Origin of the sequence: Microbacterium sp. NPDC058345, from assembly GCF_042723855.1 — a bacterium.
Classification (GTDB): Bacteria; Actinomycetota; Actinomycetes; order Actinomycetales; family Microbacteriaceae; genus Microbacterium.
Genome location: NZ_JBHXIG010000001.1, coordinates 1,031,247 through 1,057,080, shown reverse-complemented (window position 1 = coordinate 1,057,080; position 25,834 = coordinate 1,031,247). Strand labels below are relative to the sequence as shown.

Genomic DNA, 25,834 nt, shown 5'->3' with positions numbered 1-25,834 from the left:
CTGAATTCGAGATGCCGCCGGTCAGAGCAGCACGGGCCTGCCCGCGGCGAGCGACGCGTAGGCGGCGTCCACCAGCGCGACGGCGGCGACGCCGTCCTCCGGCGTCACCCGCGCCGCCCCGCCGGTGCGGACCGCATCAAGGAAGTCGGCCAGCTGACCCCGGTAGGGATCGGTCTCGGATGCCGGGGGCAGATACCCCTCGCGCACGACGCCCAGGTCGGCGGTGTCGAATCGCAGCGAGCCATTGGCGCCGGTCACCTCGGCGGTGGAGCGGAACGGGGTGCCGGGCTCGAACCAGTCGGCCCGCACGTGACTGATCGCCCCGTTCGCGTGCGTGAGAGTGACGTGTGCCGAGACGGGCGGCTCGACGGTGCCGCCGACGGCGGGCGGGTCCTGCGTGGCCGACACTTCGACGACAGGCCCAGCCAGCCAGAGCGCCTGGTCGAGATCGTGGATCATCAGGTCGCGGATGAGGCCGCCGCCGGCATCCTGTGCGTAGAACCAGGCCGAGGGCGGTGCCGCCACCGTCCGGCGGAAGGTGAGCTCGAGCAGCGTGCCGATCGAATCGCGTTGCTCATGGAGTCGCCGGTAGCCCTCGAAGTAGCGCACCACGTGCGCGGGGAACAGCCGGACCCCGGCATCCGCCGCCGCGTCGACCATGGCCCGTGCGTCGGACGCCGTGACCGCGAGCGGCTTCTCGCAGACGACATGCCGCCCGGCGACGAAGGCGCGTCGCGCGACGTCGAGGTGCGTCGTCGTGGGGCTGATGATGTCGACGACCTCGCATCCGTCGATGAGGGCGTCGAGGTCGTCGACCACGCGGATGTCGTAGCGCCCGGCGAGCTCCTCGGCGCCGGTGCGGCGCAGGATGCCGACGTCCGCACCGAGCGCCAGCCACCCGGCGATGTGAACCGGGGCGATGCCGCCCGCGCCGACGATGCCGACGCGTGCGGTGGCGGTGATCTCCATGGACCCGAGCCTACGTCCGCGGGCGGCCGGGCCGCGACGGTGGTGTCCACCGCCCGGGGCGTGCCAGCATCGCCCTATGGACGACGCGACGTTGCAGGTGGGCGCCGCCGTGCGCGCGGTCGACGTGCCGCCAGGCACGCGGATGTCCGGATACGCGGCGCGCACGTCGGGTTCCACCGGTGTGCACGATGCGATGACCGTGCGCGCGATCGTGCTCGAGCGGGTCGCGCTCGTGACGGTCGACTGCTGCGTTCTGCATGAGAGCACCTGCGCTGCCGTCCGTGCGGCAGTGATCGCGCAGGGCGCGGTCGATGACGCCGTGGTGCACGCCACGCACACGCACTCCGGGCCGTGCATCGGCGCTGGTCGCGCCGGCGTCGACGAGGCGCGCGTGCGAGCCGAGGTCGCGCGGGTGATTCCGGATGCCGTGGCAGCGGCCGTGTCGCGACAGCTGCCCTGCACAGCAGGCTTCGCCGAAGCGTTCGGCACCGGGGTTGCCAGGAACCGTCGGCACCCCGGTCGCGACATCGACCCGCCGGTGCAGGTGGTCGGTTTCGATCATCGCGGGCGCCGCGTCGCGACCCTCGTCTCCTACGCGTGCCATCCCGTGGTGCTGGATGCGGCGAACACACTCATCAGCGGCGACTTCACAGCTCCCCTGCGGGATCAGGTCGAGCAGGCTTTCCCCGGCAGCGTCTGCGTCTACGCCACAGGGCCGGCGGGCGACGTCAATCCCGGCGACTTCAGCCCGGAATCGTCCTTCGTCACGGCGGAGGGCCACACGCTCGCGGATGCCGCGCGCATCGGCGGCATCCTGGCCGGTGCGGCCGTCGCCGCACCGGTTCACCGCATCGACGCGTCGGATGCGGAGATCGCCGCCACCGGCGTAACGCTCGCGCTGGAAGCGGCGGGCGACATCGCCGGCGACGTGCGCGCCTGGAGGGAGGAACTGGCCGGGGGAACCGGCAGGGAGGCGCTGCTGAACGAGTGGCTGCGCTGGGCGCAGACGCGACCGCCGGCCGCGGACTGGACCGGACGCGTGTCGGTCATCGCGGCCGGTGACCTGCGGATCGTATGCCTGCCGAATGAGCCGTTCCTCGCCGCATCCGCTCTGCTCCGGCCGCATCACGACGGGCCCCTGCTGGTGCTCGGCTACTGCGACGGAGTCGCCGGGTACCTGCCCGATGCCGCCGAGTACGCACACGGCGGCTACGAGGTGGCAGACGCCCATCGCTACTACGGCATGCCCGCGCCGTTCGCCAGTGGTTCCCTGGAACGGGTCACGGATGCCGCCGCCGCCCTGCTGGTTCGGATGTCGCGTCGGTGACGGCTGCGGAACCCGCCCCGTTCTGACACGCTCGACGAATGAGCCCCAACGCTGATGATCCCCAGATCGGTCCCCTCGACGTCGACGCCGAAGCGCTCGAAGGATCTGGCGAAAGGCTCTCGGAGGTTCTCGATCGGCTCGGTGCGGAGCTCGAGGTCGGCATGGATTCCGACGCGCCCGCGGACGGCTGGAGGGTACTCCGTCAGGAGCGATCCGGGCTCGTGACGGTAGGCGCCCCCACGGACGCGTCAGCGAAGACATGGCGGATCGCGCAGGCCGAAGCTCACCGAGATGCGACGCATCGTCCGCGCGTGCGCGTGCATCCCGAGGTCATGCCCGTGCGGCCGAGCCGCGCTGAGCGTGCGAGAGGGTTGGTCCTCCGATGGGCGCCGCTCAGTGCGGATGAAGCAGAAGAGGGCGTCTTCGTGATCGACATCGTGAACACCGGCGACCGCAGATGGCGGCCGGATGGTGATCCTTTCCTCGTCACGGGCGTGATCGCGAGCGCGGGCGCCGATGGCGCAAGCGCCGTCTTCGGGTTCGCGGGAGGGCAGAACGCGGCTGTTCCCCTCGATCCTGGCGAGTACGCGCGCGTGCACGTCCGGATCAACGATGGGGAGTGGGAGCGTCTTGGCGCCGGAGGCTATGACCTGCACGCGATGCTTGCGACGTTGCCGGTCCGATCGGGGACGCCCCTGTCGTTCGAGCTGACTCAGGCGCAGATCGACAAGCACAGAGCGCAGCGGGAGTCCCGTTCCCGCACGCCGGCAGACATCGCGGAGTCCCAGGCCAAGCACGTCCGGCACCAGAAGGCGCTCATCGACGGCGCGGGCCGACTCGAGGACATCTCACGTCTCGTGACGGATGCCGACACCGATCATGAAGCCACGGCCGCAGTGGAGGCCCTCCTCCACATCGACGGCGACACCGCCAGGGCTGTCATCCACACGCCGCTTTCTCAGTTCACGAACAGTGCGGTCCAGCGCGCGCGGGCGAACGTCGTCCGGTTCGAGCAGGAGTCCACTCGGCCTGATGTCGAGTGAATCAGCGCCTGCGGGGTGCGACCCTGGCCAGGTGCTGACCGGGATGTCACGCGGAGACGATGGCGCTCAACTGGGCCGGTGACAGCCGCGACGCCATCAGCTGCAGCATCGTGGCCTCCGGAGTCTGCACCGGGTACCCGCTGCCGAACACCCAGCGTCGCGGTTCCGCCGCGAGGCGGTCCGCGACCCCTGTGGGTCCGTTCACATGCCACAGATCCAGGCGGACGGATGGCGGTACGTTGTCACCCAGATGTCGTGCCAGCTCCTGCCAATCGAGCCAGTTCAGCCCGCTCAGCACGAGGGGATGCTCCGGACGCGCGCGCACGAGATCGGCGAGGTGGTGCAGCTCGAGGTCGCGAGCTGAAGAGCGCGGATGCCGCACGCGCGCGTCGTCCATCCGCGCGATCAGCTGCACAGGCAGCATCCGCTCCGCGCACTCGTCGATGACGCCGGCGACCTCGACGACGGGGTAGCCGTGGAAGCCGGGGGCGACACGGATGCCGCCCGCGCCGGCATCCGCCGCCCAGGCCAGCTCCTCGCGCCAACCAGACTCGCTGGGATCGATGACAGCCATCACGCGGAACAAGGTGTCGTCTGCGCAGGCGGCGAGCGCCGCCTCGTTGCCCGTGCGTGTATCGAACCCGAACAGCGCGGCGAGGTGTGACACCCAGATGCGGTGCAAGCCGTGCCGCGCGGCGTAGCGCCGAAGGTCGTCCGCATCGGCGGCCGCCGTCAGCCGGTACGGCCAGTGGCCAAGGTGGCACGTGACATCCGTCGCGGCGAGTCCGGCGAAGCCGTCGAGCAGCGCTCGGGCACGGGCGGTCATGCCGCGACCTCTGCGAGCCACCGCGACATGGTGCCGCCGAAGACGCGATCCGAGACGGCCGCATCCAGCCCTGCGCCGAGCACCTTCCCCACGTTGGCGGCGAGGTCGACGTGATGCAGGTCGGAGCCGAACACCACACGGTCTGCGCCCAACCGATCCACGGCCAGGGCGACCTCACCGGTCCCGATGATCGTGCCCGACGTGTCCACGGCGACGTTCGGCACGTCGCACACCGTATTGATCGCCGATTCCGCCTGCCCGCCGAGATGGGCCATCACGAAGCGCGCCTCGGGGTGGCGTCGGGCTGCCGCGGCGATGTGCTCGGCCGTGGACTCGTAGGGGAACCGCCCCACCGTCTTACGCCAGGCATGAGCCAGCACGATGAGGCGCCGCTCGGCGGCGTATTCGAGGATCGGGTCGCACAACGGATCATCGGCCAGGGTAGCGATCCAGAGCTTGATGCCGACCATGCCCTCATCCTCGACATTGCGACGCAGGTCGTCGAGGCTGTCCCTGCCGTGGCGGGGATTGACGTAGCAGTAGCCGCGCAGACGCTCCGGGTGCCTTCGCAGCTCGGCGACCAGCGCTCGGTTCATGTCGCGCACCTCGTCGAGACCGGGGTGGGCGATGAACGCGCCGATGTTGCTGCACAGGAACAGTCCGATGCCCAGCTCGTCCCCCTGCCGGAAGACATCCGGATCGAAGCGGCCGGCATCGAGGTGAGTGTGCGCGTCGATGCCGGTCACGCCGCGACCTCCCGCAGCGCAGCGTGCACACGCTGCAACGTCTCGTCGATGTCGGCATCCGTGTGGGCGGCGTTGACGTACACCACTCGGTAGAACGACAGCCCGTGGCGGAACGATGCTCGCAGAAACGACGCCAGCAGCCGGTCGTCGCCGTTCACGAACTGCGGGCACGTCGGGTGCCCCTCGAGGCGGATGGTGGCGTCCGCCGCGGCGAACGCCGCATTCATCCCGTCCTGCAGACGGGTGCCCGCGGAGTGCAGGCGCTCGATGACGCCCTCGTCGCGCATCGCCGTCATGGTCGCGGTCGCCGCCGCCAGCGACAGCGTCTCACCCCCATAGGTCGACGAGACCACGACCTCGCCCCTGTCGAGCACGGAGAGCACCTCGCGCCGGCCGCAGTACACCGACAAGGGCATCCCGTTGGCGACGCCCTTGCCGAACACGGCGAGGTCGGGCAGCACGCCGGTGAACTCGGCCATGCCGCCCAGCGCCACGCGGAATCCGGTGACCATCTCGTCGTAGCCGAGCAGGGCACCGTGCTCATCGGCCATCGCGCGCAGGTGCCGGTAGAGGTCCGTGGCCCCCGGCAGGCGCGGATAGTCGGCCGCGACGAGGATGAGGGCGATCTCCGAGCCGTGCTCGGCGAAGACCGCCTCGAGCGCGTCGCGGTCGTCCCAATCGACGGCGTGATGCAGCGCGGCGAGGGCCGACGGCACCCCGGCGACTTTCGCCGACGTGGCGCCGGGCAGCACGCGTGCGCCGGCGGCCAGGGAGTTCAGCCAGCCGTTGTATCCGATCTGAACGATTCGGTCGCGGCCGGTGTGCGCCCTGGCGATGCGGATCAGCGCGGCGAGCGCCTCGCCCCCCGTCTTCAGGAAGCGCGCGGCCTCGACGCCCGGCACCAGCGAGCAGAACAATTCGGCCGTGGTCGTCTCCAGCGGATGCGGGTGCCCGAACAGGATGCCGTCATCGAGCTGCGCCCGGATGGCCGCGTCGACCCTGGGGTCCGCGTAGCCGAGCGTCACGGGGCCGAGCGCACAGCGGTAGTCGATGAACTCCCTGCCGCGGTCGTCCCACACGCGGCTCCCGCGTCCTCTGACGATCACCTCGGGCTCGTCAGGCAGCAGCACCGGAGCCTTGGAGTTCGTGCTCGAACCGACCGGCATCACCGCCAGCGCGCGGTCGCGCCATCCGGCATCCTGCAGCTGCACGTCGATACCTCCTCCTGCGCCGGGCGTCTCACGCCAGCGCGACCACCTCACCGCCGCGCGCGGCCGATGCCTGCGCGGCCTTGACGATCTCCACGGTCCTGATCCCGACGCCGGCGTCCGGCTGCGGCTGCCGCCCCGCACGCACGGCCTCGATGAACTCGTCGATCAGCAGTCCGTCGAGGTCGGCGCCCACCGGGTCCCATGTCTCGCCCGCGATGTCATGCCCGGCGATGCCCTTCGCGAAGGGGCTGACCGTCACGGTGCCGCGCTCGGCGGTGACCTGCAGGGTGAGCCCGCCCCAGGTCGCGGAGCTCATCGGCCAGCTCCACGAGCAGTCGATGGTCGCGATGACGCCGCTCGGGTACTGCAGCGTCACCAGGCCGCCGGTTTCGACGGCGAGCTCGCGGTCGGCGTGCAGGAACGCGTTCGAGACGGCACGGACGGATGCGGCGCGCTCGCCGAGCAGCTCATCGAGCAGGTCGGCGCAGTGCACCACATGATCGACGAGAGCTCCGCCACCTGCCAGCTCGGGATCGGTGAACCATGCGCGATCCTGCGGCAGCTTGCCGTTGTTGACGCCCGTGACGCCGAGGATGCTGCCGAGTCGGCCGCTGCGGAGTTCGGCGAACGCGTCCCTCACCGCTGGGGAGAACCGCACCGGGTACGCCACCATCAGGATGACGCCGGCACGGTCGCAGGCGTCGCGCATGGCGATCGCGTCCTCCACCGTGGTGGCCAGGGGCTTCTCGCACAGCACATGCGCTCCGACGGCCGCGGCGCTTTCGACGAGTTCGCGGTGGCGCGCGTTCTCCGCGGCGATCACCACGGCATCCGGATCCCAGGCCAAGGCCTCTGCGTACGTGTCGACGTAGGCGACGCCCAGCTCGGCGGCCAGCTCCGCCCCGCGGGGTGCGTCGTCGGGAGCGGATGCCCCGTCGGGGTCGGTGGCGATGAGCTCGATGCCCGGCATGGACTTCAGCGCGTGCACGTAGCTGAGAGCGTGGGTGTGCGCGAAGGAGAGCACGGCGACGCGCACGGAGGCGGGCGTGGTCATGCGGCGGCCTCCCCGGGCTCGAGTTCGAGGACGATCGGCGTTCCGGCGGCGATCGACGCGTACGCGGCCTCGGCGACGGCGACCGCGGTTATGCCGTCTTCGGGCGTGACGAGGGCGTCACCGCCGTCGCGGATGGCCCGCACGAAATCGGCGATCTCGGCGTAGTACGGGCTCTCCTGCGGCGACATCGGCGGCAGGTAGTCCTCAGCGGCCGGGTCGGCGACCGCATCCAGGCGCAGCGAGTGGTCCTCGGCGCTGTCGTAGCGCAGCCGGCCCGCGGTGCCGGCCACCTCGATGCTGGTGCGGAACGGCATGCCCTCGGCGGCCCACGTGCCGTGCACGTGACTGATCACGCCGTTCCGGTGCGTGAGCACGACGTGAGCGGTGACCGGCACCGGCACCCGATCGTCGACGGTCGGCGGGTTCTGCACGGCGTACACGGATGCGACGGGCCCGGCGAACCAGAGCGCCTGGTCGATGTCGTGGATCATCAGGTCGCGGATGAGGCCGCCGCCCGTGCTCTCGGTGAAGAACCAGGGGGACGCGGGCGCGGAGCCGGCACGGCTGAAACGCTGCACGGCGACCGTGCCGATCCGGCCGGCCTCGATACCCGCCTTGATCCGCTGGTACTCGCCCATGTAGCGGACCACGTGCGCGGGGAACAGCCGGACGCCCGCTTCCGCAGCCCCCGCGGCCACGCGTTCGGCGGCGGCCGCGGTGCTGGCCAGCGGCTTCTCACAGATCACGTCGCGGCCGCGCGCGATTGCCCGCAGTGCGAAGTCGGCGTGCGTGCTGCTGGGCGTGACGATGTCGACGACGTCCACGAGCTCGATGAGGGCATCGACGTCGCCGACCACCTCGAAGCCGTATTCCTTCGCGATCTCCTCGGCACCGGCCAGCGAGGTCACGAAGCCCGTGGCGCCGAGGGCACGCCACGCGTCGGCGTGCACCTGCGAGATCCCTCCCGCGCCGATGAGTCCGACCTTCAGAGCGCTCACGGATTCTCCTACCTGGATTCAGCGCCGACGACGACCTCGGCGGGCAACGGGGTGATGGGGGGCACGGGCATTCCGTCCAGGTTGTAGATGGCGGAGGCATGGCGCCGGAACGCGAACACGAGCGCGCCGTGCGAGGCCGCCTCCGCGCCGAGGCGCGCCTCGACCAGCGGCACCGAGAAGGGGAGGCCGATGTGTGCGGCGAGCGCAGCCCGCAGCGGGTCGAGGAACTGCTCGTGCGCGGCAGAGAGGCCGCCGCCGATGACGACCATCGCCGGGTCGACGGTGAGCACGAGGGTGGCGATGCCGCGCGCGAGCTGGTCGACGAAATCACCGAGTTCCGCGGACGCACTCGCATCACCCGCGCGGGCCAGGCCGAAGACCTCCTCGGCGGTCTGACCGCTGCGCCACGTGAGCTGTCCTGTCTGGGTCACGAGACCGGGGAAGGCGAGGCGACCGATGTCGCCGGCCGCGTTGTGGATGCCGCGGCGCGGCCGGCCGCCGATGATGAGTCCCATCGCGATGCGATTGCCGACCGAGAGGTAGAGGACGTCGTCGACGAGCTGCGCGACACCGAGGTGGTGCTCCGCCACGGCAGCGAGGCGCACGCCGTTGTCCACCGACACCGGGCAGCCGAACACGGCCTGCAGCTGCGCTCCGATGTCGATGCCCGACCACTCGGGAATGACGACCGACGTCACCACCCGTCCCGAGTCGTCGACGATGCCGGGGAGCGACACGCCGATGGCGCGGAGGCGCGAGGTGGGGATCATCGCGCCGGCGAGGACTTCGCGGATGTCGTCGACGACGGCCGTGAGCTTCGCGGCGCCATCGCGCGCACCGGCCACGCCGGCGAAGCTCTGCTGGACCACGACGTCCCCGCGGAGATCGGCGACGACGACCCGCACGGAGGCGATGCCGACATCGACCCCGATCACGTACGCCGATCCGCTCTCGAACGTGAACCGGCGGGCAGGGCGGCCCGCGCCGCGCCCGCCGGCGGACGGTGCGTCGACGACGAGTCCGAGTTCGGTGAGCGTGCCCACCGCGTTCTCCACCGATGTGCGCGACAGTTCGAGGTTTCTTGCGATCTCATTGACCGTCGCTGAACCGTGGTCGCGCACGTGGAGGGCGACCCGGACCGCGATGGTCAGATTGCTGCGATTCACGCGCGGACCTCCCTCGTCGTCGATGAATGTGCGACAAAATTAGCACACGGGCTTCGCGGAATCGCGATGTGCCGCGATCCGGTTCGCGCCGCACCTGTTGAAAAACGTGGTGGCGGAAAGAACGAATCTCGTGTTGACTAATTATCCAAACGTACTGTCATAATGGCACCACCCTGAGCAAAGGAGCATCATGCGTGTCAAGAGATTCACCGGCCTGATCGCCGGTCTCGCAGCGGTCGGCCTCGTGGCGGGCTGCTCCGCCGGTGGCGGCGCCGCCGGCGGTGACCAGACGGTCACGGTCTGGCTCTACCCCGTCATGGCCGACGAGGCGCAGCACAAGGCGTTCTGGGACGAGACGATCGCCGACTTCGAGAAGGCCAACGAGGGCATCACCGTCGAGTACGAGATCTTCCCGTGGGCCAACCGCGACGAGAGCCTGCAGACCGCGATCGCGGCGAACAAGGGGCCCGACCTCGTCTACCTCATCCCCGACCAGCTCGTCGCCTACGAGAAGTCGATCGAGCCGATGGACGACTACCTCAGTGACGAGCACAAGTCGCAGCTGCTCGAGAACGTCGCCTCCTCGGTCACGCTCGAGCCCGGCCTGATGGGCGCGCCGATGCTCACGAGCGCGCAGCCGTTGATCTGCAACGCCGCCGCCTTCGAGGCCGCCGGCGTCACCGAGTACCCCGAGACCTGGGACGACGTGCGGGAGATCGCGCCGAAGTTCGTCGACGCCGGCATGCAGCTGTTCAACTACACCGCATCCGCCGAGGCCACGCTCAACATGACCTTCTACCCGCTGCTGTGGCAGGCCGGCGGCGCCGTGTACGACGACAGCGGCGCCGTGGCCTTCAACAGCGACGAGGGCGTCGAGGCGCTGACGTTCCTCACCGAACTCGCCGAGGCCGGCGCACTCGACCCCGACACGCTCACCTCGCTGCCCCCGATCGAGCAGACCGGCATCGCTCAGGGCAAGACCGCGTGCACCTGGGTGAACGCCACGGCCGAGCTGACCGACATCTGGGGCGAGGAGAACGTCAAGGTCCTCCCGCCACTCACCGACGAGGAGACCGTCGCCTACGGCACCGTCGGCTCGCTGTCGATGCTCAAGGGCTCGAAGGTCAAGGATGCGGCGGGCAAGTTCGCCGAGTACGCCACCAGCGCCGAGGTCCTCGAGCCCTACCTCACCGAGGCCGGCTTCTTCTCGGCCCTCGACGTCGACCCGATCAACGCCCCCGATTCGCTGATGGGTCAGGTCGAGCAGTTCGTCCCGGTGACGACCGTGGGTGAGCTCGCCCCGAGCTCGCGCGCGCTGATGGGCGTGCTGTCGCCCGAGATCCAGGCTGCGCTGCTGGGTCAGAAGACGCCGGAGCAGGCGCTCGAAGACGCGGCGAAGGCCGCCGAGCCGCTCCTGAAGTAACCGGCAGGGGCGCGCGGATCGGTCCGCGCGCCCCTCACCCGATCCGAGGTGACGAGATGACGACAGCCCCACCGATGATGGCGCCTCCCGTGATGCCTGTTGAGCCAGAGAAGCCGCGCAGAAGCCTCTCCACCCGCGTGCTCGCCCGCCGCGAAGCGCGCGTCGCCCTGCTCTTCGTGCTTCCCGCGTTCCTGCTCTTCCTCGCCTTCCGGTTCGGCCCGACCATCGCCGGCGTGGCGCTGAGCTTCTTCGACTACGACATCTCGGGCGAGATCGGCTGGCGCGGACTCGACCACTTCCAGCGCCTCGTCGCCGATCCGCTGTTCTGGCGCGCCCTGAGCACCACCCTGCTCTACACCGTCTTCGCCGTGCCGATCTCGCTGGTGCTCTCGACCGTGATGGCGCTCGGTGTGCGCCGCGCCTTCCGCGGCTCGCGATTCTTCCGCTCGATCTTCTTCCTCCCGGTCATCACCTCCCTCGTGCTCGCCGGTGCGATCTTCGTCTGGATCTTCTCGAACTCCGGCCCGTGGGCTCAGCTCATGAGCCCTCTCGGCCTGGGCGGATCGTGGCTGGCGAGCACCGTGCTCGTGGTTCCCGCCATCATCATCGTCGGGGTCTGGTCGCGCTTCGGCTACGGGATGATGATCATGATCGCCGCCATGCAGGACATCCCTCGTGAACTCGAGGAGGCGGCGCTGATGGACGGCGCCAACGCGTGGCAGCGCTTCCGCTGGGTGATCCTGCCGCATCTGCGTCCGACCGTGTTCTTCCTCGCGGTCATCGAGACCACCGCCGCCTTCCAGGTGTTCGATGTCATCTACGTGATGACCCAGGGCGGGCCGGCGAACGCCAGCTATTCCCTCGTCTACCTCGTCTACGACCAGGGCTTCAAGTACTTCGAGTACGGCTATGCCGCAGCGGCCGGCGTGGCGCTGTTCATCATGACCCTCGTCGTCGCGCTCATCCAGCGCCTGGTGATCGGAAAGCAGAAATGACCGCGCTCGCCTCCACGACGCCCCGCGCGAAACACCGCTCCTTCAAGGCGCTCGAACCGACCAGAGGCGGCCTCGTGCTGCGCTGGCTCTGGCTGAGCGCCGCGGCGATCTTCAGCTTCTTCCCGTTCTACGCGATGGTCGTGCTGAGCCTGAAGCCGGGAGCGGCCGTCAACTTCCCGGCCTCGCTGCTGCCGTGGGGCGACATGTCGTTCAGCTCCTACGAGCAGGTGCTGAGCGGACAGAACATCCTGCTCTGGCTGTTCAACACCCTGGTGTACTCGCTCGTGTCGGTCGTCGCCGTGCTCTTCCTGTCGGCGATGGCCGGCTACGCCTTCGCCAAGAAGCGCTTCGCCGGCAAGGAGGTCATCTTCTGGTCTTTCCTGTCGATGGTCATGGTGCCGTTCCACGTCACTCTGATCCCCACGTTCCTGCTGATCGCCAACCTCGGCGGCGTCGACGAGTACTGGGGACTGATCCTGCCCACGCTCGCGAATGCCCAGGCGGTCTTCCTGATGCGCCAGTTCATCCAGGGACTGCCGGATGAGCTCTTCGAAGCGGCGCGCATCGACGGTGCCGGCGAGTTCCGCATCTTCCTGCGCATCGTGCTGCCACTGTGCAAGCCGGTGCTCGCGACCCTCGGCATCTTCGTGTTCCTCTGGCACTGGAACGACTTCCTCTGGCCGCTGATCATCGCGAAGTCGAACGACATGTTCACACTCACCGTCGGCATCTCGTCCCTGCAGCAGCAGGAGGTGCCGCTGAGCGTGATGCTCGCCGGCTCCGTCGTCGCCCTGCTCCCCATCTTCATGGCGTACCTGGTCGCGCAGCGCTACGTCCAGGAAGGCGTCACAGGCTCTGGAATCAAGGGCTGAAAGGAATATGTACACCGTGTCACCGCTGAGATTCACCTCGGAGGAGGAGCTCGAGAGAGCCCTCGCCACCCCCAGCGACGCCCTCGTCGCCGATGTAGCGAAGGGCGCCGGCGATCTCGTCATCCTGGGTGCCGGCGGCAAGATGGGACCGACCCTCGCGATGCTCGCGCGCGCGGCGATGGATGCCGCCGGGCGCAGCGCCGACACCGTGTACGCGGTCTCGCGCTTCGGCGACGCGGCGATCCGCGCGCGCCTCGAGACCGCCGGAGTCGAGGTGGTTCCGTTCGATCTGATCGAGAACGACGATTTCGCGGCGCTGCCGGATGCTCCGAACGTGGTGTTCATGGTGGGCGCGAAGTTCGGCGCCGCGACCAGCCCCTCATGGGCGTGGGAGGTCAACGCGGCACTGCCTGACCGTGTCGCGCGACGCTACCGCGACAGCGCGATCGCCGTGCTGTCGACCGGCAACGTCTACCCGTTCCTGCCCGCCTCCTCCGGCGGGGCCTCGGAAGACGTCACGCCCGCTCCGATCGGCGAGTACGCCCAGTCGTGTCTGGGCCGGGAGCGGGTGTTCGAGTTCGGCGCTCAGGAGCGCGGCACGAAGGTGTCGATCATCCGCCTGAACTACGCCGTGGATCTGCGCTACGGCGTTCTGGCCGACATCGGAAGCGCCGTGTTCGCGGGCGAGCCGGTGTCGCTCGCGACCGCCAACGTCAACGTCGTCTGGCAAGGATACGCCAACGAGGTGGTGCTGCGCAGCCTGACCCACGCCTCGCCTGACGTCTTCACCATCAACCTCACCGGTCCTGAGCTGCTCAGCGTCGAATCCATCGCGCGCCGCTTCGGCGCGCTGCTCGAGCGGGAGGTCAGCCTCGTCGACGAGCCGCAGCCGACCGCGCTGCTCAGCGACGCCCGCCGGTGCATGGCGCTGTTCGGCTACCCCTCCGTGCCCGCCGAGACGCTGATCGAATGGCAGGCGGGCTGGATGCAGGCCGGACTGCCGATGACGGCGAAGCCCACCAAGTGGGCCGTGCGCGACGGGAAGTTCTGATGTCCGCCGTTCCCGCTCTGCGCCCGGAGGCGGCGCAGACGCTCGCTCACGGTGCGGTGATTCCCGCGCATCCGCTGGCGCTCACGTCCGAGCGCACCCTCGACGAGCGTCGTCAGCGTGCGCTCACCCGCTACTACCTCGACGCCGGCGCCGGTGGTATCGCCGTCGGCGTGCACACCACGCAGTTCGAGATCCGCGACCCCGAGCACGCGCTGTTCGAGCCGGTGCTCGCGCTCGCCGCCGAGGAGATGAACCAGCGGGCCGGCGCCCACGTCGTGCGGATCGCGGGCGTGGCCGGCGGCACCGCGCAAGCGGTATCCGAAGCCGAGCTCGCCCGCGACCTCGGCTACGACGCCGTGCTCGTCAGCCCACGGGTCGCGGGCGCCGACGACCGGGCGCTGCTGGATCGGGCACGCGCGGTCGGCGAGGTGCTGCCGATCGTGGGGTTCTACCTGCAGACCGCGATCGGCGGTCCGGTGCTCGGCCGGGAGTTCTGGCGGGAGTTCGCCTCGATCCCCGCGGTGGTGGCCGTGAAGGCCGCGCCGTTCGACCGCTATCGCACACTCGAACTCGTGCGTGGGGTCGCCGCATCCGGTCGCGCCGACGAGATCGCCCTCTACACCGGCAACGACGACGCCATCGTCGCCGATCTGCTCGCGGAGTTCCACGTGGAATCGCCCGACGGGCCGCGCACCCTGCGGTTCGTCGGCGGCCTTCTCGGCCAGTGGGCTGTGGGCACGCGCGCCGCGGTCTCGCTGCTCGACGATGCGCATCGCGCCGCGGCGGGAGATCTGGAGGCGTACCGGCGGCTGGGACGACGGGCGTCCGACATGGTCGACGTCAACCAGGCGGTGTTCGACCCGGGCAACGACTTCCACGGTGTCATCGCCGGCGTGCACGAGATGCTGCGCCAGCAGGGTCTGCTGCAGGGCACCTGGTGCCTCGACCCGCGCGAGTCGCTCTCGCCGGGCCAGGCCGAGGAGATCGAGCGCGTGCGTCGGGCCTATCCCGAGCTGAATGACGACGCGTTCATCGCCGAGAACGTGGAGTCGTGGTTGCGATGAGCGCCCCGAGCATCGTCGCGGTCGTCTCGGAGGGGCTGTTCGACGAGTTCTTCTCTGCGGAGGACGCCGCTCGTCTGGCGAGCGCCGCGGCGGCGCTCGGCGGCGAATTCGTCCGCTGCGACCGGCTGGAGGATGTCGAGGACCTCGGCGAGGCTGTGATCCTCGTCACCAGCTGGGGCCTGGGTCCGCTCGACGCGCCGCGCCTCGACCGGATGCCGAGGCTGCGCCTGGTCGCGCACACCGGGGCGACGATCAAGCCCTTCGTCACGGATGAACTGTACGACCGCGGCATCCGCGTCACTCAGGCGGGCGCCGGCATGGCGCGTTCGGTGGCGGAGGTCTCGCTCACCTTCACCCTCGCCCTGCTGCACCGCGTGCCGACCATGCACCACCGTCTGCGTGCAGGCGGCTGGTACGACGCGCAGAGCGCCGGGGTGCAGCATGAGATCCTGTACGCCCCGATCGCCGTCATCGGCGCCTCCCGAACCGGCCGCGCCTACCTCGCCCTCATCCGCGCGCTCGGGGCGCAGCCGTTGCTGGTCGATCCCACGGTCGACGAGCAGACGGCCCACGAGCTCGGTGCCGAGCTGACGACGTTGGACGACGCTCTGAGCCGCGCCCTGATCGTCGCCGTGCACGCGCCCACGCTGCCCGAGACCCACCACATGATCGGCCGCCGCGAGCTGGCTCTCATGCCCGACGGTGCGGGCCTGGTCAACACGGCCCGGTCGTGGCTGGTCGATGAGACGGCACTGTTGGAGGAGGTCTCGACGGGCCGCATCTCCGCCGCGATCGACGTGTTCGACGAGGAGCCGCTGGCGGCGGACAGCCGCTTCCGCTCACTGCCCGACGTGCTGCTCACGCCGCACCGGGCGGCGGGAACCCGAGAAGGGCGGCTGAGTCTCGGCCGCATCGTGGCGGGCGAGATCGAGTCCTATCTCACCGACGGCACGCTGGAACACGCCATCTCGCGCGACCAGCTGTCCACGATGGCATGAGCATCCGTCCGGTACGTGTGGCGTTCGCGGGCCTCGCGCACTCGCACCCGTTCAGCGACGCCGGCGGCGTACAGGCGCTCGGCGGGCAGGTGGTCGCCGTCCACGACTCCGACGCCGACGCCGCCGCGGGCTTCGCCGAGCGGTTCGGCGGAGTCGTCGCCGCATCGCCGTCCGACCTGCTGACCGTCGGCGCGGAGGCGATCATCGCCACCCCCCGACCGCACGAGACCGGTGCCCTGCTGGACGCGATCGCTGCGGCGGATGCCGCCGTGCCGGTGTTCTTCAACAAGGTCGTGGCCGCAGGTGAAGCGCAGTTCGACGCGTGGGAAGCCGTGCTGGCGAAGACGCGCACACCGATCGGCACCGCGTCGGTGCTGCGCTTCGCACCCGCTCTCGCACGGTTCGGCGAGGAGCTCGCCGACGAGGAGGTGGTCGGCGTCCGGGTGCACGCGCAGCACGACAACGCCGGCTTCCAGCTGTCGGAGCGGGCGTGGCAGGACGACCCGGCCGCCGGCGGCGGAACACTGGTGACCGTCGGCGTACACGCCTGGGAGATGATCGACCGACTGCTGCCGGGGGCGGTGTTCCAGGCGCGATCGGGGTGGACACGCCGTCTCGACGGATCCACGACCCGCTCTGAGGACGCCGCAGGAGTCGAGGGCGTGCTGCAGCTGCCCGGCGGCGACCGCACGGTCGCCGCGCAGGTGCTCGTCACCGGGGTGCCGGGCCCGGACCGCTATGCGGTGGATGCCGTGACCGCGGGCGGCCTGCGCACGCTCGAGCTGGCCCTCGACGACCCGCTCGAGACCCTGGGATTCCGGGGGCTCATCCGCGCACTGCTCGCGGCGGCTCGGCACGGCGGGGTTCCGGCGCCGTGGGCTGAGGCCAGGATCGTCGTGCGCAACAGCATCCACGCGGCTGCCGCCGCCCGGTCGGGGACGGTGCGACCGTGAGCGCTGCCCGCCGAATCGAACGACGACGCCGTCACCCGACGGCCTCGGCGATCACGCCGGGCTGTCGTTCGGCTTGAGCCTGAGCGGCTGGGGCTGCGGTTGGGGTGCAGGTGTTCCGGTCGCGTCGGAGGCGGACGGTGTGTCGGATGCGGGCGTCTGAGGGGCCGCATCCGCGCCGGTCGTGAGCTCGCCCGCCACCTTCTTCTCGAGCACGTCGACCGCGTCGTCCGAGAGCACGATCAGCCCGTCGAGCTCGTCGCGCACCCGCTTGTAGGCGACCTGCCGTTCCGCCCGCGTGGCGGATTCATCGAGCGCGACCTTCAGCATGTGCTGTGCTCGGTCGAGTCGCTTGCGCTCGTCCTCGCTGAAGTTCGAGTCGCGCAGGCGCCGGGCGTCGCGCTCGGCGACCTCGAAGGCGACCGCGTAGTTGCCGACGGCATCCAGGTACTCGGTGATCTGCTGCTCGCTGACCTTCGCATCGGCCGACGAGGGGCGAAGCGCGTCGGCGGTCTTCTTGGCACGCAGGAACGCCGCGGTGAGCGGCTGGCGCCCGTCGCTCATGGCGGGAAACGCGATCAGCTTCGCCACATCCAGCTCGTAGTCGAGCCAGCGGGCGGTGACCTCGTCGTGCTCGGCCATCAGGCGCCCGAGCAGCTCGTTCGACGGGACGGATGCCGTCGAGTCGATCACCTGCGGCGCTCCCGGCTTGCGTCTTCTGCCGCCGTTGAGTGCTCTCGCCTCGATCTCGGCCGTCTTCAGCTCGGCCTTCAAACGCAGGGTCTCCAGCCGTCGCTCATGCCGGCGCTTCGACGCGCGCTCCCAGGACTTGGCGATGCCGCCGCCGACGCCCATGAGCGGGAACACCAGCCACCAGTATTGGCCAGCGAAGGCCCAGAAGCCCTGGAGGAACTCTTCCATGATGTGATCAGCCTAATGAGTGCACGGTGATTCGTCGCGGGGTCCTGCCTCCGGCCGAAAGAGCGGCGCCGGCTCAGACCGCGACCGCGATGCGCTGGGTCAGATCGTCGATCACCCGCGACGGTGCCGACGTGAGCCCGAGGGCGCCAGCAAGCTCGAGCGCCAGCACCGCATGGCCCGCCTCATTGGGATGGAACGGATCGTTCAGCAGGCCCCAGGCGATGCCCCCAGGGTGCCCGGCGCCCAGCTCGGCGAAGCGCGCGAACGGGTCGACGAGGATGGTCTGCTGCTCGGCGGCGACGTCGCGCACGGCCTGCGCGAAGTCGGCGATCCGCGCGCGCTCTGGCGCGTTGGCGACGTCGATCGCGGGCTGGGTCATCAACACCGGGATCGCGCCCTGCGCGCGGACCCGGCTGACCAGCTCGGTGACGGATGCCGCGAACTCGGCCGCCTCGATCACCGGGAACACCCCGGCTTCAGAGCAGTCGTTGGTGCCGATCATCAGGGTGACCACATGCGGCCGCCAGGCGGTGACCCGGCGATCGAAGTCCTCGAGGAGCAGCGCGGCACGCCATCCGCTGATCGCCGTGTTGATCACGATGTCCTGCACGCGGCCGAGGTCCCCACGGATCAGCTCGTGCAGGTGCTCGACGTAGCTGCGCCCGCCCTGCGTGTGCACCAGGCCGTGCGTGATGGAGTCGCCGGTGAACACCCAGTTGAGCGGGGTGCCACTGTCGAGCAGGGCACGCAGGCGCGGCAGGTCGGTGGTCATCGGGCTCCTGTCGGCAGGCTGGCGAGGGAGCGCGCCGCGACCTCCTCGGGGCGGTCATCCGCATCGATCACGGCGCCCGCTTCATCCTGGCCGAGCGGCTCGAGCGCGTCCAGCTGGGACTGCAGCAGGGCGGGTGGCATGAAGTGCCCGTCGCGTTCGCTCGCCCGCTCGATCAGCTCCGCGGCGTCCACATGCAGGTGCACGAAGAACACCTCCGGCGCGTGCCGCCGCAGTACGTCACGGTAGACGCGCTTGAGGGCGGAGCATGCCACGACCGTGCCGGGCTCGAGTGCGGCGCCGACGCGATCCAGCCACGGCCAGCGGTCGGCATCCTCGAGGGGGACGCCTGCGGTCATCTTGGCGACGTTCGCCTCACCGTGCAGGTCGTCGGCGTCGACGAACCGCCCGTGGGTGAGTCGCGCGAGCGCGATGCCGATCGTCGTCTTGCCCACGGCGGATACTCCCATCACGACGATGGGGCGCAGGCGATCGGTCATACGTCCATCCTGCCCGGATGCGGTCGCCGTCGTCAGCGGTGTCCGTGTCACCAGTCGTGAACGGTGCCGTCAAGCAGGCGGTTGTACGGCAGGTAGGCCTGCTCGTACGGGTACTTCCCCGCCTCATCGACGTCGAGTTCCACGCCGAGGCCGGGATTGTCGCCGGGGTGCAGATATCCGTCGGTCCAGGTGAACGACTGCTGGAACACCTGATCAGTGCGTTGGCCGTGCTGCATGTACTCCTGGATGCCGAAGTTGTGGATCGCCAGCCCCAGGTGCATCGCCGCGGCCATGCCCACCGGCGAGATGTCGGTCGGGCCGTGCATGCCCGACTTGATCTGGTACATCGCCGCGTAGTCGAGGGTCTTCTTCAGTGGGCTGAGGCCGCCCATGTGGGTCACGGCGCCGCGCACGTAGTCGATCAGCTGGTCGCGGATGATGTCCTTGAAGTCCCAGACGGTGTTGAAGATCTCACCGATCGCGAGCGGCGTGGTGGTGTGCTGGCGAACCAGGCGGAGTGCCTCCTGGTTCTCGGCCGGGGTGCAGTCCTCGAGCCAGAACAGGTCGTACGGTTCGAGGTCCTTGCCCAGGCGTGCGGCCTGGATCGGCGTCATGCGGTGGTGCCCGTCGTGCAGCAGGGGGATGTCGGGGCCGAACTCGTTGCGCACCGCCTCGAACACGCCCGGCAGGTGGTTCAGGTAGGCACGGGTGTCCCAGTCCTCTTCCACCGGCTTCGCCCCGCGCCGCGCCGGCTCGTGGTCGTATCGCACGGTGGCATCGCCGACGTCGGCGCCCTGTGCCGCGATGCCGTAGATCGCCTTCAAAGTCGGCACACCGGTCTGCACCCGGATCGCCTTGTAGCCCTGCTCCTGATGCGCCCGGATGGAGTCGAACAGCTCGGGCAGCTCCTTGCCGGAGGCGTGACCGTAGGCCATCAGCCCGTTGCGGGATGCGCCGCCGAGCAGCTGGTACACCGGCATTCCCGCGGCCTTGCCCTTGATGTCCCACAGGGCCATGTCGACGGCAGCGATCGTGGCCATGGTGACCGGCCCGCGACGCCAGTACGCGCCGCGGTAGAGGAACTGCCAGGTGTCCTCGATGCGCGCGGCGTCCGCGCCGATGAGCAGCGGCACGACGTGCTCGGAGAGGTAGGTGACGACAGCGAGCTCCCGCCCGTTCAGCGTGGCGTCGCCGAGGCCGGTGTGCCCCTCATCGGTGGTCAGCTTCAGCGTCACGAAGTTGCGGTCGGGGCTCGTGACGATGACTTCGGCCTTGTCGATGATCATGGGGCCTCCTGAGTTCGCGAAGGCGAGCGTTGCCCGCGGGACGGCGCACTTCATGGAAACACTGCCATACCAGTTTCGTCAAGCTATCGTGACGCTATGCCCGCATCCGAGCCCATTGCGCGGCCGTCCGCGCGTCAGCTCGCCTACGCCCGCATCCGCGATGACATCATCGGCGGACGGTTCGCGCCGGGTGCGCTGCTCTCCGAGAACGAGCTGGCCGCGGCGCTCGAGATCAGCCGGCAGCCCGTGCGTGAGGCCCTGCTGCTGATCGCCCAGGAGGGACTCGTCGAGGTGCGTCCGCAGAGCGGCACCTACGTCACTCGCATCGACCCCGACCGTGTGCGCGAGGCGCAGTTCATCCGGGAGGCGATCGAACTGGCATCGCTGGCCGCGTGCGAACCTCCGGCGCCGGAGGGGGAGCGGATGCTTCGCGCGATCATCCGGCGGCAGCGGGGAGCCGCCGACCGCGACGCCTTCTACCCGCTCGACGAGGAGTTCCACCGTGCGCTGCTCGGCCTGGCCGGTCACGCGAACGCGTGGTCCGCCGTGAGCGCCGCGAAGGGGCACCTCGATCGCGCGCGGTACGTCGGGATGAGTGCGACGCGCAGCGTGCAGGACTACGTCGACGACCATGAGCGCGTCGTCGATGCGCTTGCGGCCGGCGACAGGGATGCCGCGCTCTCGGCGCTGCGAGAGCACCTGCGCTTCGTCTTCGCCGATCTCGACGCCGTGCGGGCGCAGCATCCGGAACTGTTCGACGGGGCCGTGCCGACGAGGACCGGGCGGACCTCACGGCGGTGACGCGCCGGCCCCGCGCACCCGCCGCGTCACTCGCTGTGATCGCCCGCCATCCGCGCCAGCGCTTCCCCGACGACGGCCTCCTGGCCGCCGCGGGCAGCCGCGCGCCGCTGCAGGTCGGCGCCGGTGCCGCGGGTGAGCATCGCATCGAGCCAGGCGCGCACCGTACGCGCCTCGTCGTCCGAGGCGAACGCCTTCCGTACGTGCGCGAACAGCGCAGTCACCGCCGCGCGTGCGGGGACGAGCCGCTCGGTGACGGGGTCGACCAGCTGGCCGCCGAGTGCCCATCGACTGGCGCGCCATGACGCCAGCCGCAGCATCGCGGTGGATGTGCCGGCCGGCTCCACGCCACGCCGCCAGGCGTCGGCGGCGGTCTCCACGAGGGCCCGGGCCAGCACGGCGAGGCACGCGGAATCTCGCGGATCGAGGCAGACGTCGCTGATGCGGATCTCCACGGTCGGCGCGTGCGTCGAGAGGCGAGCGTCGAAGTAGATCATCCCGTGGTCGAGCGGAACGCCGCTGGCCAGGGCGTCCGCGACGGCAGCGGCGTAACCCTGCGCGTTGCCGAAAGGGTCGTACGCGCCCGCGCAGGGCCACCGGCTCCACGCCTGGTACCGGTAGCTCGCGAATCGGGAGTCCACGCCGTGCCAGAACGGCGAGTTCGCGCTGAGGGCGAGCAGCACCGGCAACCAGGGACGGATGCGGTCGAGCACGGCCACGCCCTCCTCGGCCGAGGCGATGGTCACGTGGACGTGCAGCCCGCAGGTCAGCTGCTCATCCATCGTGAGCCCGAAGCGGTTCCGCATCCGTTCGTATCGCGGCACCCGCATGAGGTGCGGCTCGCAGCCGACGTGCGGGGTGGCGAGCGCCACGGCCCGCGCGCCCACCCGCTGGGCGAGGGCGTCGGCCGATCGCCGGCCCTCCACCACGGCGCCGAGCACCTCGGCGAAGGTGGTCACCGGCGCGCTGACGATCTCGATCTGCTCGCGCTTCACCTCGGGCTCGAGGCGCGATCCGCAGGGGAGCACCAGCGCACCCGACCGCAGGATGCTGCCGGCCACCGGCCGTGGCAGGAAGGTCTCGGCGTCGACGAGCAGCAGTTCCTCCTCGACGCCGATCTGCCGGATTCCGGCGCGCGGATCGGTCGCTCCGCGTGCGGCGCGGGCGGGCTCCGCATCCAGCCCGATGGTCATGATCCACCTGCCGGGAGCGTTCCGATCTCGTCCCACAGGTGGGCGATCGACGCCGCGCCGTTCTTCAGCATCCGCAGGTCGACGCTCTCGTCGTCGGCGTGCCAGCTGTCCTCGGGCAGGCCCGTGCCGATGAACAGCACCGGCGCCTCGAACCGCTCCGACAGCAGCACGGCCGGCCCACCGCCCGCGTTGCCCATGCGACCGCGCACCGGCGTGCCATGGCCGAGCGCCAGCGCGCGTTCGAGGGCGTTGAGCAGCGGCCCTTCGGGTGTCGCCGCCGGTTCCTGGCCCTCAGGTACCTGCACGTCGAGCGTGTACTCCGCCTCGGCGGGCATCTCCGCTGCCACGAACGCCTGCAGGTGCTCGGCGACGGCGGACAGTCGCTGGCCGGGGGCCATGCGGATGCTCAGGGTCGCGCTCGCCTCGGACGGGATGACCGACCGCGCAATGCCCGTCGGATCGCCGGCGAGCAGCGAGACGATCTCGATCGCGGGCCGCGCCCAGAGGCGCTCCATGACGGTGAACCCCTCTTCACCGACGATGACCCGTGTGCGGCTGCGCGCGAGCCAGTCGGCATCGTCATAGGGCAGCGCGTCGAATTCGCGGCGGCGCTGCTCGGTGAGCGGGGCCACGTCGTCGTAGAAACCCGGGATGCGCAGGCGGCCGGAGGAGTCGTAGAGCCGCCCGAGAACCTGCGACAGTGCCAGCGCGGGGTTCAGGGTGGCGCCCGAGGCGAGCCCGCTGTGCACGTCCTGCTCCGGGCCGGTCACGGTGAGGGAGGCGTTGACGATGCCCCGCATCGTCGTCACCGGGGCCGGAGCATCCACCCGCCACTGGAGGGTGTCGGAGAAGACGATCGCGTCGCACGCCAGGTCGGCGGCATGCTCGTCGAGCAGCGCCGCGAGGTTCGGCGACGCGGTCTCCTCCTCGCCCTCGACGAGGAACTTGAGGGTGACCGCCGGACGGTCGGCGCCGGTCGCCGCCAGATGTGCCCGGATGCCCCACAGGTGAGCCATCGCCTGCCCCTTGGCATCGGAGGCGCCGCGGCCGTAGAGCCGGCCGCCGCGCAGGACGGGCGTGAACGGGTCGGTCTGCTGCCATTGCTCGGGCTTCGCGTGGCGTACGTCATGGTGGCTGTAGACGAGCACGGTCGGGGCGTCGGGGTCGGCCGCGCGCAGCTCGCCGAGCACGGCCGCCGTGTCGCCGGTCTTCACGACGGATGCCGTGATGCCGATCTCGCGCATCTCCGCCGCCAGCCAGTGGGCCGAACGGGTGACGTCCACCAGCCGTTCCGGATCGGCGGCGACCGACGGGATGCGGACCCATTCGCTCAGCCGCTCGACGATCTGCGGCTCGTGCTCATCGAGAAAGCGAGCGATCGCGTCGTCGTCGCGACCGAGGTCGCCGGTGCCCCCGAGTGTCATGCCCTGAGCATGACGGCGCGCGAAGACCGGTACACGGGGATTGACGGCGGATGCGCGCGACGGTATGCCACCGGTGAGCGAGTCGCGACCCGCCGCGCCCCGCGGTCGAATGCCGTATAGCCGGTAGCCCGCGGTGCGCCCTGAGGTCAGCGACCGAGTCGCTCGGCGCAGGCGACGCAGTGGGTGGCGAAGGGGCGCACCTCGAGCCGGGCGTCGGGGATCCGGTTGCCGCAGCTCGCGCAGATGCCGTAGGTGCCGGCATCCCATCGGGCGAGAGCGTCGTCGAACCGGCGCACCTCGTCGACGGCGGCATCCGACAGTGCCGAGAGACGCGACCACTCCGACGACAGGGTGACGCCCTCGGGGTCGTGCTCGTCGTCGTCGTTGCTGCCGCGACGATCGTGCACGAGCTCGGCCAGGGCGGATGCCGCCGCGTCGGCACGCTGCACGGCATCCGCGCGCAGCCGTTCCAGCCCGCGGCGCCCCGAGTTCTCGTCCATCGACTCACCATAGGACGCGGAGCGGACATCGGCGGTCGGCACCACCCCCTTGTCCCCGCCGCATCGGTACGTGACGATGGGGGCGACACGTACCGACGCGAGGAGAGATGCGATGCAACTGGCCATGATCGGACTCGGACGGATGGGCGCGAACATCGTGCGCCGGCTGATGCGCGACGGACACGAATGCGTCGTCTACGACGTGAACCCGGATGCGGTGAGCGCGCTCGCCGCGGAGGGCGCGGTCGCCGCCGAGAGCATGGCCGACCTGGCCGCGAAGCTGCAGACGCCGCGCGTGGTGTGGATGATGGTGCCCGCGTCGCTCACCGGCGCGATCGCCCAGGAGGTCGCGGCCGAACTGGAGCCCGGCGACATCCTCATCGACGGCGGCAACTCGAACTATCGCGACGATGTGCGCCGCGCGGCGGCGATGCGCGAGAAGGGCATCGAGTACGTCGACATCGGCACGAGCGGCGGGGTGTTCGGGCTCGAGCGCGGCTACTGCCTCATGGTGGGCGGGTCGGATGCCGCCGTGCAGCACATCGAGCCCGTGCTGCGCACGGTCGCACCGGGCGTCGGCGAGATCGAGCGCACCCCCGGCCGGTCGGGCGAGCTCACCCCGGAGGAGCAGGGCTACCTGCACTGCGGTCGGTCCGGAGCGGGGCACTTCGTGAAGATGGTGCACAACGGCATCGAGTACGGCATCATGGCCGCGCTCGCCGAGGGGCTGAACCTGCTCGAGAACGCGGATGCCGGATTGCGCGAAGCCGAGCACTCCGCCGAGGTCGCTCCGCTCGAGGAGCCGCAGTTCTACCAGTTCGACATCGACACCGCGGCGGTCTCGGAGCTGTGGCGGCGGGGATCGGTGATCTCGTCGTGGCTGCTCGATCTGACCGCCGCCGCGCTGCACGAGAACGCGACGCTCGAGGGCCTCGCGGGGCGGGTGTCGGACTCGGGTGAGGGCCGCTGGACGGTCAAGGCCGCTGTCGACGTGGGAGTGCCGGTGCCGGTGCTGGCCGCCTCGCTCTTCGAGCGCTTCGCCTCGCGCGATGAGGATCAGTTCGCCAACCAGGTGCTCTCGGCGATGCGGCTGCAGTTCGGCGGGCACAAGGAGCTGCCGGCCGGCGACATGCTCGAGGCGGGCAACCGCAAGTCCGACGCGCGGTGAGCCGCGGCATCCCTCGCCGGATGAGCCGCGGCGGCGCGGCGGCGCGCCTGGCAGACTGGCCGACGTGACTGACCTGCTCCCACTTCTTCTCGGTGTATCCGCGATCGGCGCGGCCGTCGCCGGTGGTGTCTTCTTCGCGTTCTCCGGCTTCGTGATGCAGGGGCTCGACCGGCTGTCCGCGTCGGAGGCGGCGAGAGCCATGCGGGCGATCAACGTCACCGCCGAGCGCCCTCCGCTGATGATCGAACTGTTCGGCACCGCGCTGGTCAGTGTGGTCGTCGCCGTGATGGCTCTCGTGCGGGGTTCGGATGCGGCGTGGTGGACGTGCGCGGCGGCAGCCGTCTACCTCGTCGCCGTGATCGGCGTCACCGCGACGGCCAACGTTCCGCGCAACAACGCTCTCGCCGCTGCGGCGGAGCATCCTGACGCCCTGGCGAGCGCGTGGAACGCGTACCATCCGGGGTGGACGAGGTGGAACCACGTGCGCGCGGTAGGCGGGATCGTCGCGGCGGCGCTCTTCCTCGTCGCCCTCGCTATCGCCGTGTGACCGCCTTCTGCCGTTCGAGGCGACGGTTGTCAGGG

At 70.3% G+C, this 25,834-nt stretch carries 26 protein-coding genes; 12 read left to right on the top strand and 14 right to left on the bottom strand.

The genetic code is table 11. The features are described from left to right. Positions 1-21: 21 nt before the first annotated feature. Positions 22-969, bottom strand: coding sequence for a Gfo/Idh/MocA family protein (locus ACFWH5_RS04960; RefSeq protein ID WP_378832426.1), 948 nt, complete (start codon positions 967-969; stop codon positions 22-24). A 76-nt stretch (positions 970-1,045) separates the two neighbouring features. Between ACFWH5_RS04960 and ACFWH5_RS04955 the strand changes: the two genes are divergently transcribed. Together ACFWH5_RS04955 and ACFWH5_RS04950 are read left to right on the top strand one after the other, a co-directional pair. Next, positions 1,046-2,296 carry a hypothetical protein gene (locus tag ACFWH5_RS04955; protein WP_378832424.1) on the top strand — a complete coding sequence of 417 codons (1,251 nt, stop codon included), beginning with the start codon at positions 1,046-1,048 and terminating at the stop codon, positions 2,294-2,296. A 425-nt stretch (positions 2,297-2,721) separates the two neighbouring features. After that, a complete protein-coding gene (locus tag ACFWH5_RS04950; protein WP_378832423.1) occupies positions 2,722-3,339 on the top strand; it encodes a hypothetical protein in 618 nt (205 codons plus the stop codon). 46 nt (positions 3,340-3,385) lie between these two features. On the opposite strand, the gene ACFWH5_RS04945 is transcribed toward ACFWH5_RS04950, so the two are convergent. Genes ACFWH5_RS04945 through ACFWH5_RS04920 form a run of 6 tightly spaced genes read right to left on the bottom strand, consistent with a single transcriptional unit; the run spans position 3,386 to position 9,340 of the window. Then, the gene (locus ACFWH5_RS04945) at positions 3,386-4,165 is read right to left on the bottom strand and encodes a hypothetical protein (RefSeq protein ID WP_378832421.1); all 780 of its coding nucleotides are present in this window, start codon (positions 4,163-4,165) and stop codon (positions 3,386-3,388) included. After that, on the bottom strand, positions 4,162-4,911 hold the full coding sequence (locus ACFWH5_RS04940) for an amidohydrolase family protein (protein ID WP_378832420.1): 750 nt from the start codon (positions 4,909-4,911) through the stop codon (positions 4,162-4,164). The genes ACFWH5_RS04945 and ACFWH5_RS04940 overlap by 4 nt, the downstream gene beginning before the upstream one ends. After that, a complete protein-coding gene (locus ACFWH5_RS04935) occupies positions 4,908-6,122 on the bottom strand; it encodes an aminotransferase class III-fold pyridoxal phosphate-dependent enzyme (protein WP_378832419.1) in 1,215 nt (404 codons plus the stop codon). Before ACFWH5_RS04935 ends, ACFWH5_RS04940 begins: the two co-directional genes overlap by 4 nt. Positions 6,123-6,150: 28 nt before the next feature. Next, the gene (locus ACFWH5_RS04930) at positions 6,151-7,176 is read right to left on the bottom strand and encodes a Gfo/Idh/MocA family protein (protein ID WP_378832417.1); all 1,026 of its coding nucleotides are present in this window, start codon (positions 7,174-7,176) and stop codon (positions 6,151-6,153) included. Continuing rightward, on the bottom strand, positions 7,173-8,174 hold the full coding sequence (locus ACFWH5_RS04925) for a Gfo/Idh/MocA family protein (protein WP_378832415.1): 1,002 nt from the start codon (positions 8,172-8,174) through the stop codon (positions 7,173-7,175). Before ACFWH5_RS04925 ends, ACFWH5_RS04930 begins: the two co-directional genes overlap by 4 nt. An 8-nt stretch (positions 8,175-8,182) precedes the next feature. Continuing rightward, a complete protein-coding gene (locus tag ACFWH5_RS04920) occupies positions 8,183-9,340 on the bottom strand; it encodes an ROK family transcriptional regulator (RefSeq protein WP_378832413.1) in 1,158 nt (385 codons plus the stop codon). 190 nt (positions 9,341-9,530) lie between these two features. Between ACFWH5_RS04920 and ACFWH5_RS04915 the strand changes: the two genes are divergently transcribed. From ACFWH5_RS04915 to ACFWH5_RS04885, 7 genes are all read left to right on the top strand, one after another. Next, positions 9,531-10,763 carry an ABC transporter substrate-binding protein gene (locus ACFWH5_RS04915; RefSeq protein ID WP_378832411.1) on the top strand — a complete coding sequence of 411 codons (1,233 nt, stop codon included), beginning with the start codon at positions 9,531-9,533 and terminating at the stop codon, positions 10,761-10,763. Between the two features lie 92 nt (positions 10,764-10,855). Next, positions 10,856-11,758: a carbohydrate ABC transporter permease gene (locus tag ACFWH5_RS04910; RefSeq protein ID WP_378832409.1), complete on the top strand. Its 903-nt coding sequence runs from the start codon at positions 10,856-10,858 to the stop codon at positions 11,756-11,758. Beyond that, a complete protein-coding gene (locus ACFWH5_RS04905) occupies positions 11,755-12,630 on the top strand; it encodes a carbohydrate ABC transporter permease (RefSeq protein ID WP_378832406.1) in 876 nt (291 codons plus the stop codon). Before ACFWH5_RS04910 ends, ACFWH5_RS04905 begins: the two co-directional genes overlap by 4 nt. Before the next feature lie 16 nt (positions 12,631-12,646). Continuing rightward, the gene (locus ACFWH5_RS04900) at positions 12,647-13,681 is read left to right on the top strand and encodes an NAD-dependent epimerase/dehydratase family protein (protein ID WP_378832404.1); all 1,035 of its coding nucleotides are present in this window, start codon (positions 12,647-12,649) and stop codon (positions 13,679-13,681) included. Further along, complete coding sequence (locus tag ACFWH5_RS04895; RefSeq protein ID WP_378832402.1) at positions 13,681-14,745, top strand: dihydrodipicolinate synthase family protein; 1,065 nt, start codon at positions 13,681-13,683, stop codon at positions 14,743-14,745. Before ACFWH5_RS04900 ends, ACFWH5_RS04895 begins: the two co-directional genes overlap by 1 nt. Next, entirely contained in the window at positions 14,742-15,743 is a 1,002-nt protein-coding gene (locus ACFWH5_RS04890) for a hydroxyacid dehydrogenase (RefSeq protein ID WP_378832401.1), read from the top strand. Before ACFWH5_RS04895 ends, ACFWH5_RS04890 begins: the two co-directional genes overlap by 4 nt. Continuing rightward, positions 15,740-16,696, top strand: coding sequence for a hypothetical protein (locus ACFWH5_RS04885; protein ID WP_378832399.1), 957 nt, complete (start codon positions 15,740-15,742; stop codon positions 16,694-16,696). The genes ACFWH5_RS04890 and ACFWH5_RS04885 overlap by 4 nt, the downstream gene beginning before the upstream one ends. A gap of 51 nt (positions 16,697-16,747) precedes the next feature. Here the strand turns inward: ACFWH5_RS04885 and ACFWH5_RS04880 are convergent, their stop codons facing one another. The 4 genes from ACFWH5_RS04880 to manD all read right to left on the bottom strand — a co-directional run bounded on the left by ACFWH5_RS04880 (position 16,748) and on the right by manD (position 20,169). Then, on the bottom strand, positions 16,748-17,614 hold the full coding sequence (locus tag ACFWH5_RS04880; RefSeq protein ID WP_378832397.1) for a hypothetical protein: 867 nt from the start codon (positions 17,612-17,614) through the stop codon (positions 16,748-16,750). 73 nt (positions 17,615-17,687) lie between these two features. Beyond that, positions 17,688-18,386, bottom strand: coding sequence for an SGNH/GDSL hydrolase family protein (locus tag ACFWH5_RS04875; protein WP_378832394.1), 699 nt, complete (start codon positions 18,384-18,386; stop codon positions 17,688-17,690). Next, a complete protein-coding gene (locus ACFWH5_RS04870; protein ID WP_378832393.1) occupies positions 18,383-18,883 on the bottom strand; it encodes a gluconokinase in 501 nt (166 codons plus the stop codon). Before ACFWH5_RS04870 ends, ACFWH5_RS04875 begins: the two co-directional genes overlap by 4 nt. Positions 18,884-18,930: 47 nt before the next feature. After that, entirely contained in the window at positions 18,931-20,169 is a 1,239-nt protein-coding gene (gene manD / locus ACFWH5_RS04865; protein WP_378832390.1) for a D-mannonate dehydratase ManD, read from the bottom strand. Positions 20,170-20,265: 96 nt separating this feature from the next. Between manD and ACFWH5_RS04860 the strand changes: the two genes are divergently transcribed. Beyond that, on the top strand, positions 20,266-20,970 hold the full coding sequence (locus ACFWH5_RS04860; protein ID WP_378832388.1) for a GntR family transcriptional regulator: 705 nt from the start codon (positions 20,266-20,268) through the stop codon (positions 20,968-20,970). Between the two features lie 26 nt (positions 20,971-20,996). Here the strand turns inward: ACFWH5_RS04860 and ACFWH5_RS04855 are convergent, their stop codons facing one another. The 3 genes from ACFWH5_RS04855 to ACFWH5_RS04845 all read right to left on the bottom strand — a co-directional run bounded on the left by ACFWH5_RS04855 (position 20,997) and on the right by ACFWH5_RS04845 (position 24,084). After that, positions 20,997-22,160 (bottom strand): glutamate--cysteine ligase, encoded by a 1,164-nt coding sequence (locus ACFWH5_RS04855; RefSeq protein WP_378832385.1) that lies wholly within the window; start codon positions 22,158-22,160, stop codon positions 20,997-20,999. Continuing rightward, positions 22,157-23,584 carry a M20/M25/M40 family metallo-hydrolase gene (locus ACFWH5_RS04850; protein ID WP_378832382.1) on the bottom strand — a complete coding sequence of 476 codons (1,428 nt, stop codon included), beginning with the start codon at positions 23,582-23,584 and terminating at the stop codon, positions 22,157-22,159. Before ACFWH5_RS04850 ends, ACFWH5_RS04855 begins: the two co-directional genes overlap by 4 nt. 146 nt (positions 23,585-23,730) lie before the next feature. Then, a complete protein-coding gene (locus ACFWH5_RS04845) occupies positions 23,731-24,084 on the bottom strand; it encodes a TraR/DksA family transcriptional regulator (RefSeq protein ID WP_378832380.1) in 354 nt (117 codons plus the stop codon). A gap of 112 nt (positions 24,085-24,196) precedes the next feature. Here ACFWH5_RS04845 and gnd point away from each other — a divergent pair, with 112 nt between their 5' ends. Further along, on the top strand, positions 24,197-25,252 hold the full coding sequence (gene gnd / locus ACFWH5_RS04840; RefSeq protein ID WP_378832377.1) for a phosphogluconate dehydrogenase (NAD(+)-dependent, decarboxylating): 1,056 nt from the start codon (positions 24,197-24,199) through the stop codon (positions 25,250-25,252). Between the two features lie 64 nt (positions 25,253-25,316). After that, positions 25,317-25,799 (top strand): DUF1772 domain-containing protein, encoded by a 483-nt coding sequence (locus ACFWH5_RS04835; RefSeq protein ID WP_378832375.1) that lies wholly within the window; start codon positions 25,317-25,319, stop codon positions 25,797-25,799. Positions 25,800-25,834: the final 35 nt, after the last annotated feature.

Bases quoted from the DNA above. Each gene is read 5' to 3' on its own strand.
- ACFWH5_RS04960 (WP_378832426.1), bottom strand. From the start codon at position 969: ATGGAGATCACCGCCACCGCACGCGTCGGCATCGTCGGCGCGGGCGGC.
- ACFWH5_RS04955 (WP_378832424.1), top strand. From the start codon at position 1,046: ATGGACGACGCGACGTTGCAGGTGGGCGCCGCCGTGCGCGCGGTCGAC.
- ACFWH5_RS04945 (WP_378832421.1), bottom strand. From the start codon at position 4,165: ATGACCGCCCGTGCCCGAGCGCTGCTCGACGGCTTCGCCGGACTCGCC.
- ACFWH5_RS04930 (WP_378832417.1), bottom strand. From the start codon at position 7,176: ATGACCACGCCCGCCTCCGTGCGCGTCGCCGTGCTCTCCTTCGCGCAC.
- ACFWH5_RS04915 (WP_378832411.1), top strand. From the start codon at position 9,531: ATGCGTGTCAAGAGATTCACCGGCCTGATCGCCGGTCTCGCAGCGGTC.
- ACFWH5_RS04910 (WP_378832409.1), top strand. From the start codon at position 10,856: ATGCCTGTTGAGCCAGAGAAGCCGCGCAGAAGCCTCTCCACCCGCGTG.
- ACFWH5_RS04905 (WP_378832406.1), top strand. From the start codon at position 11,755: ATGACCGCGCTCGCCTCCACGACGCCCCGCGCGAAACACCGCTCCTTC.
- ACFWH5_RS04895 (WP_378832402.1), top strand. From the start codon at position 13,681: ATGTCCGCCGTTCCCGCTCTGCGCCCGGAGGCGGCGCAGACGCTCGCT.
- ACFWH5_RS04890 (WP_378832401.1), top strand. From the start codon at position 14,742: ATGAGCGCCCCGAGCATCGTCGCGGTCGTCTCGGAGGGGCTGTTCGAC.
- ACFWH5_RS04885 (WP_378832399.1), top strand. From the start codon at position 15,740: ATGAGCATCCGTCCGGTACGTGTGGCGTTCGCGGGCCTCGCGCACTCG.
- ACFWH5_RS04880 (WP_378832397.1), bottom strand. From the start codon at position 17,614: ATGGAAGAGTTCCTCCAGGGCTTCTGGGCCTTCGCTGGCCAATACTGG.
- ACFWH5_RS04875 (WP_378832394.1), bottom strand. From the start codon at position 18,386: ATGACCACCGACCTGCCGCGCCTGCGTGCCCTGCTCGACAGTGGCACC.
- ACFWH5_RS04870 (WP_378832393.1), bottom strand. From the start codon at position 18,883: ATGACCGATCGCCTGCGCCCCATCGTCGTGATGGGAGTATCCGCCGTG.
- manD (WP_378832390.1), bottom strand. From the start codon at position 20,169: ATGATCATCGACAAGGCCGAAGTCATCGTCACGAGCCCCGACCGCAAC.
- ACFWH5_RS04860 (WP_378832388.1), top strand. From the start codon at position 20,266: ATGCCCGCATCCGAGCCCATTGCGCGGCCGTCCGCGCGTCAGCTCGCC.
- ACFWH5_RS04855 (WP_378832385.1), bottom strand. From the start codon at position 22,160: ATGACCATCGGGCTGGATGCGGAGCCCGCCCGCGCCGCACGCGGAGCG.
- ACFWH5_RS04850 (WP_378832382.1), bottom strand. From the start codon at position 23,584: ATGACACTCGGGGGCACCGGCGACCTCGGTCGCGACGACGACGCGATC.
- ACFWH5_RS04845 (WP_378832380.1), bottom strand. From the start codon at position 24,084: ATGGACGAGAACTCGGGGCGCCGCGGGCTGGAACGGCTGCGCGCGGAT.
- gnd (WP_378832377.1), top strand. From the start codon at position 24,197: ATGCAACTGGCCATGATCGGACTCGGACGGATGGGCGCGAACATCGTG.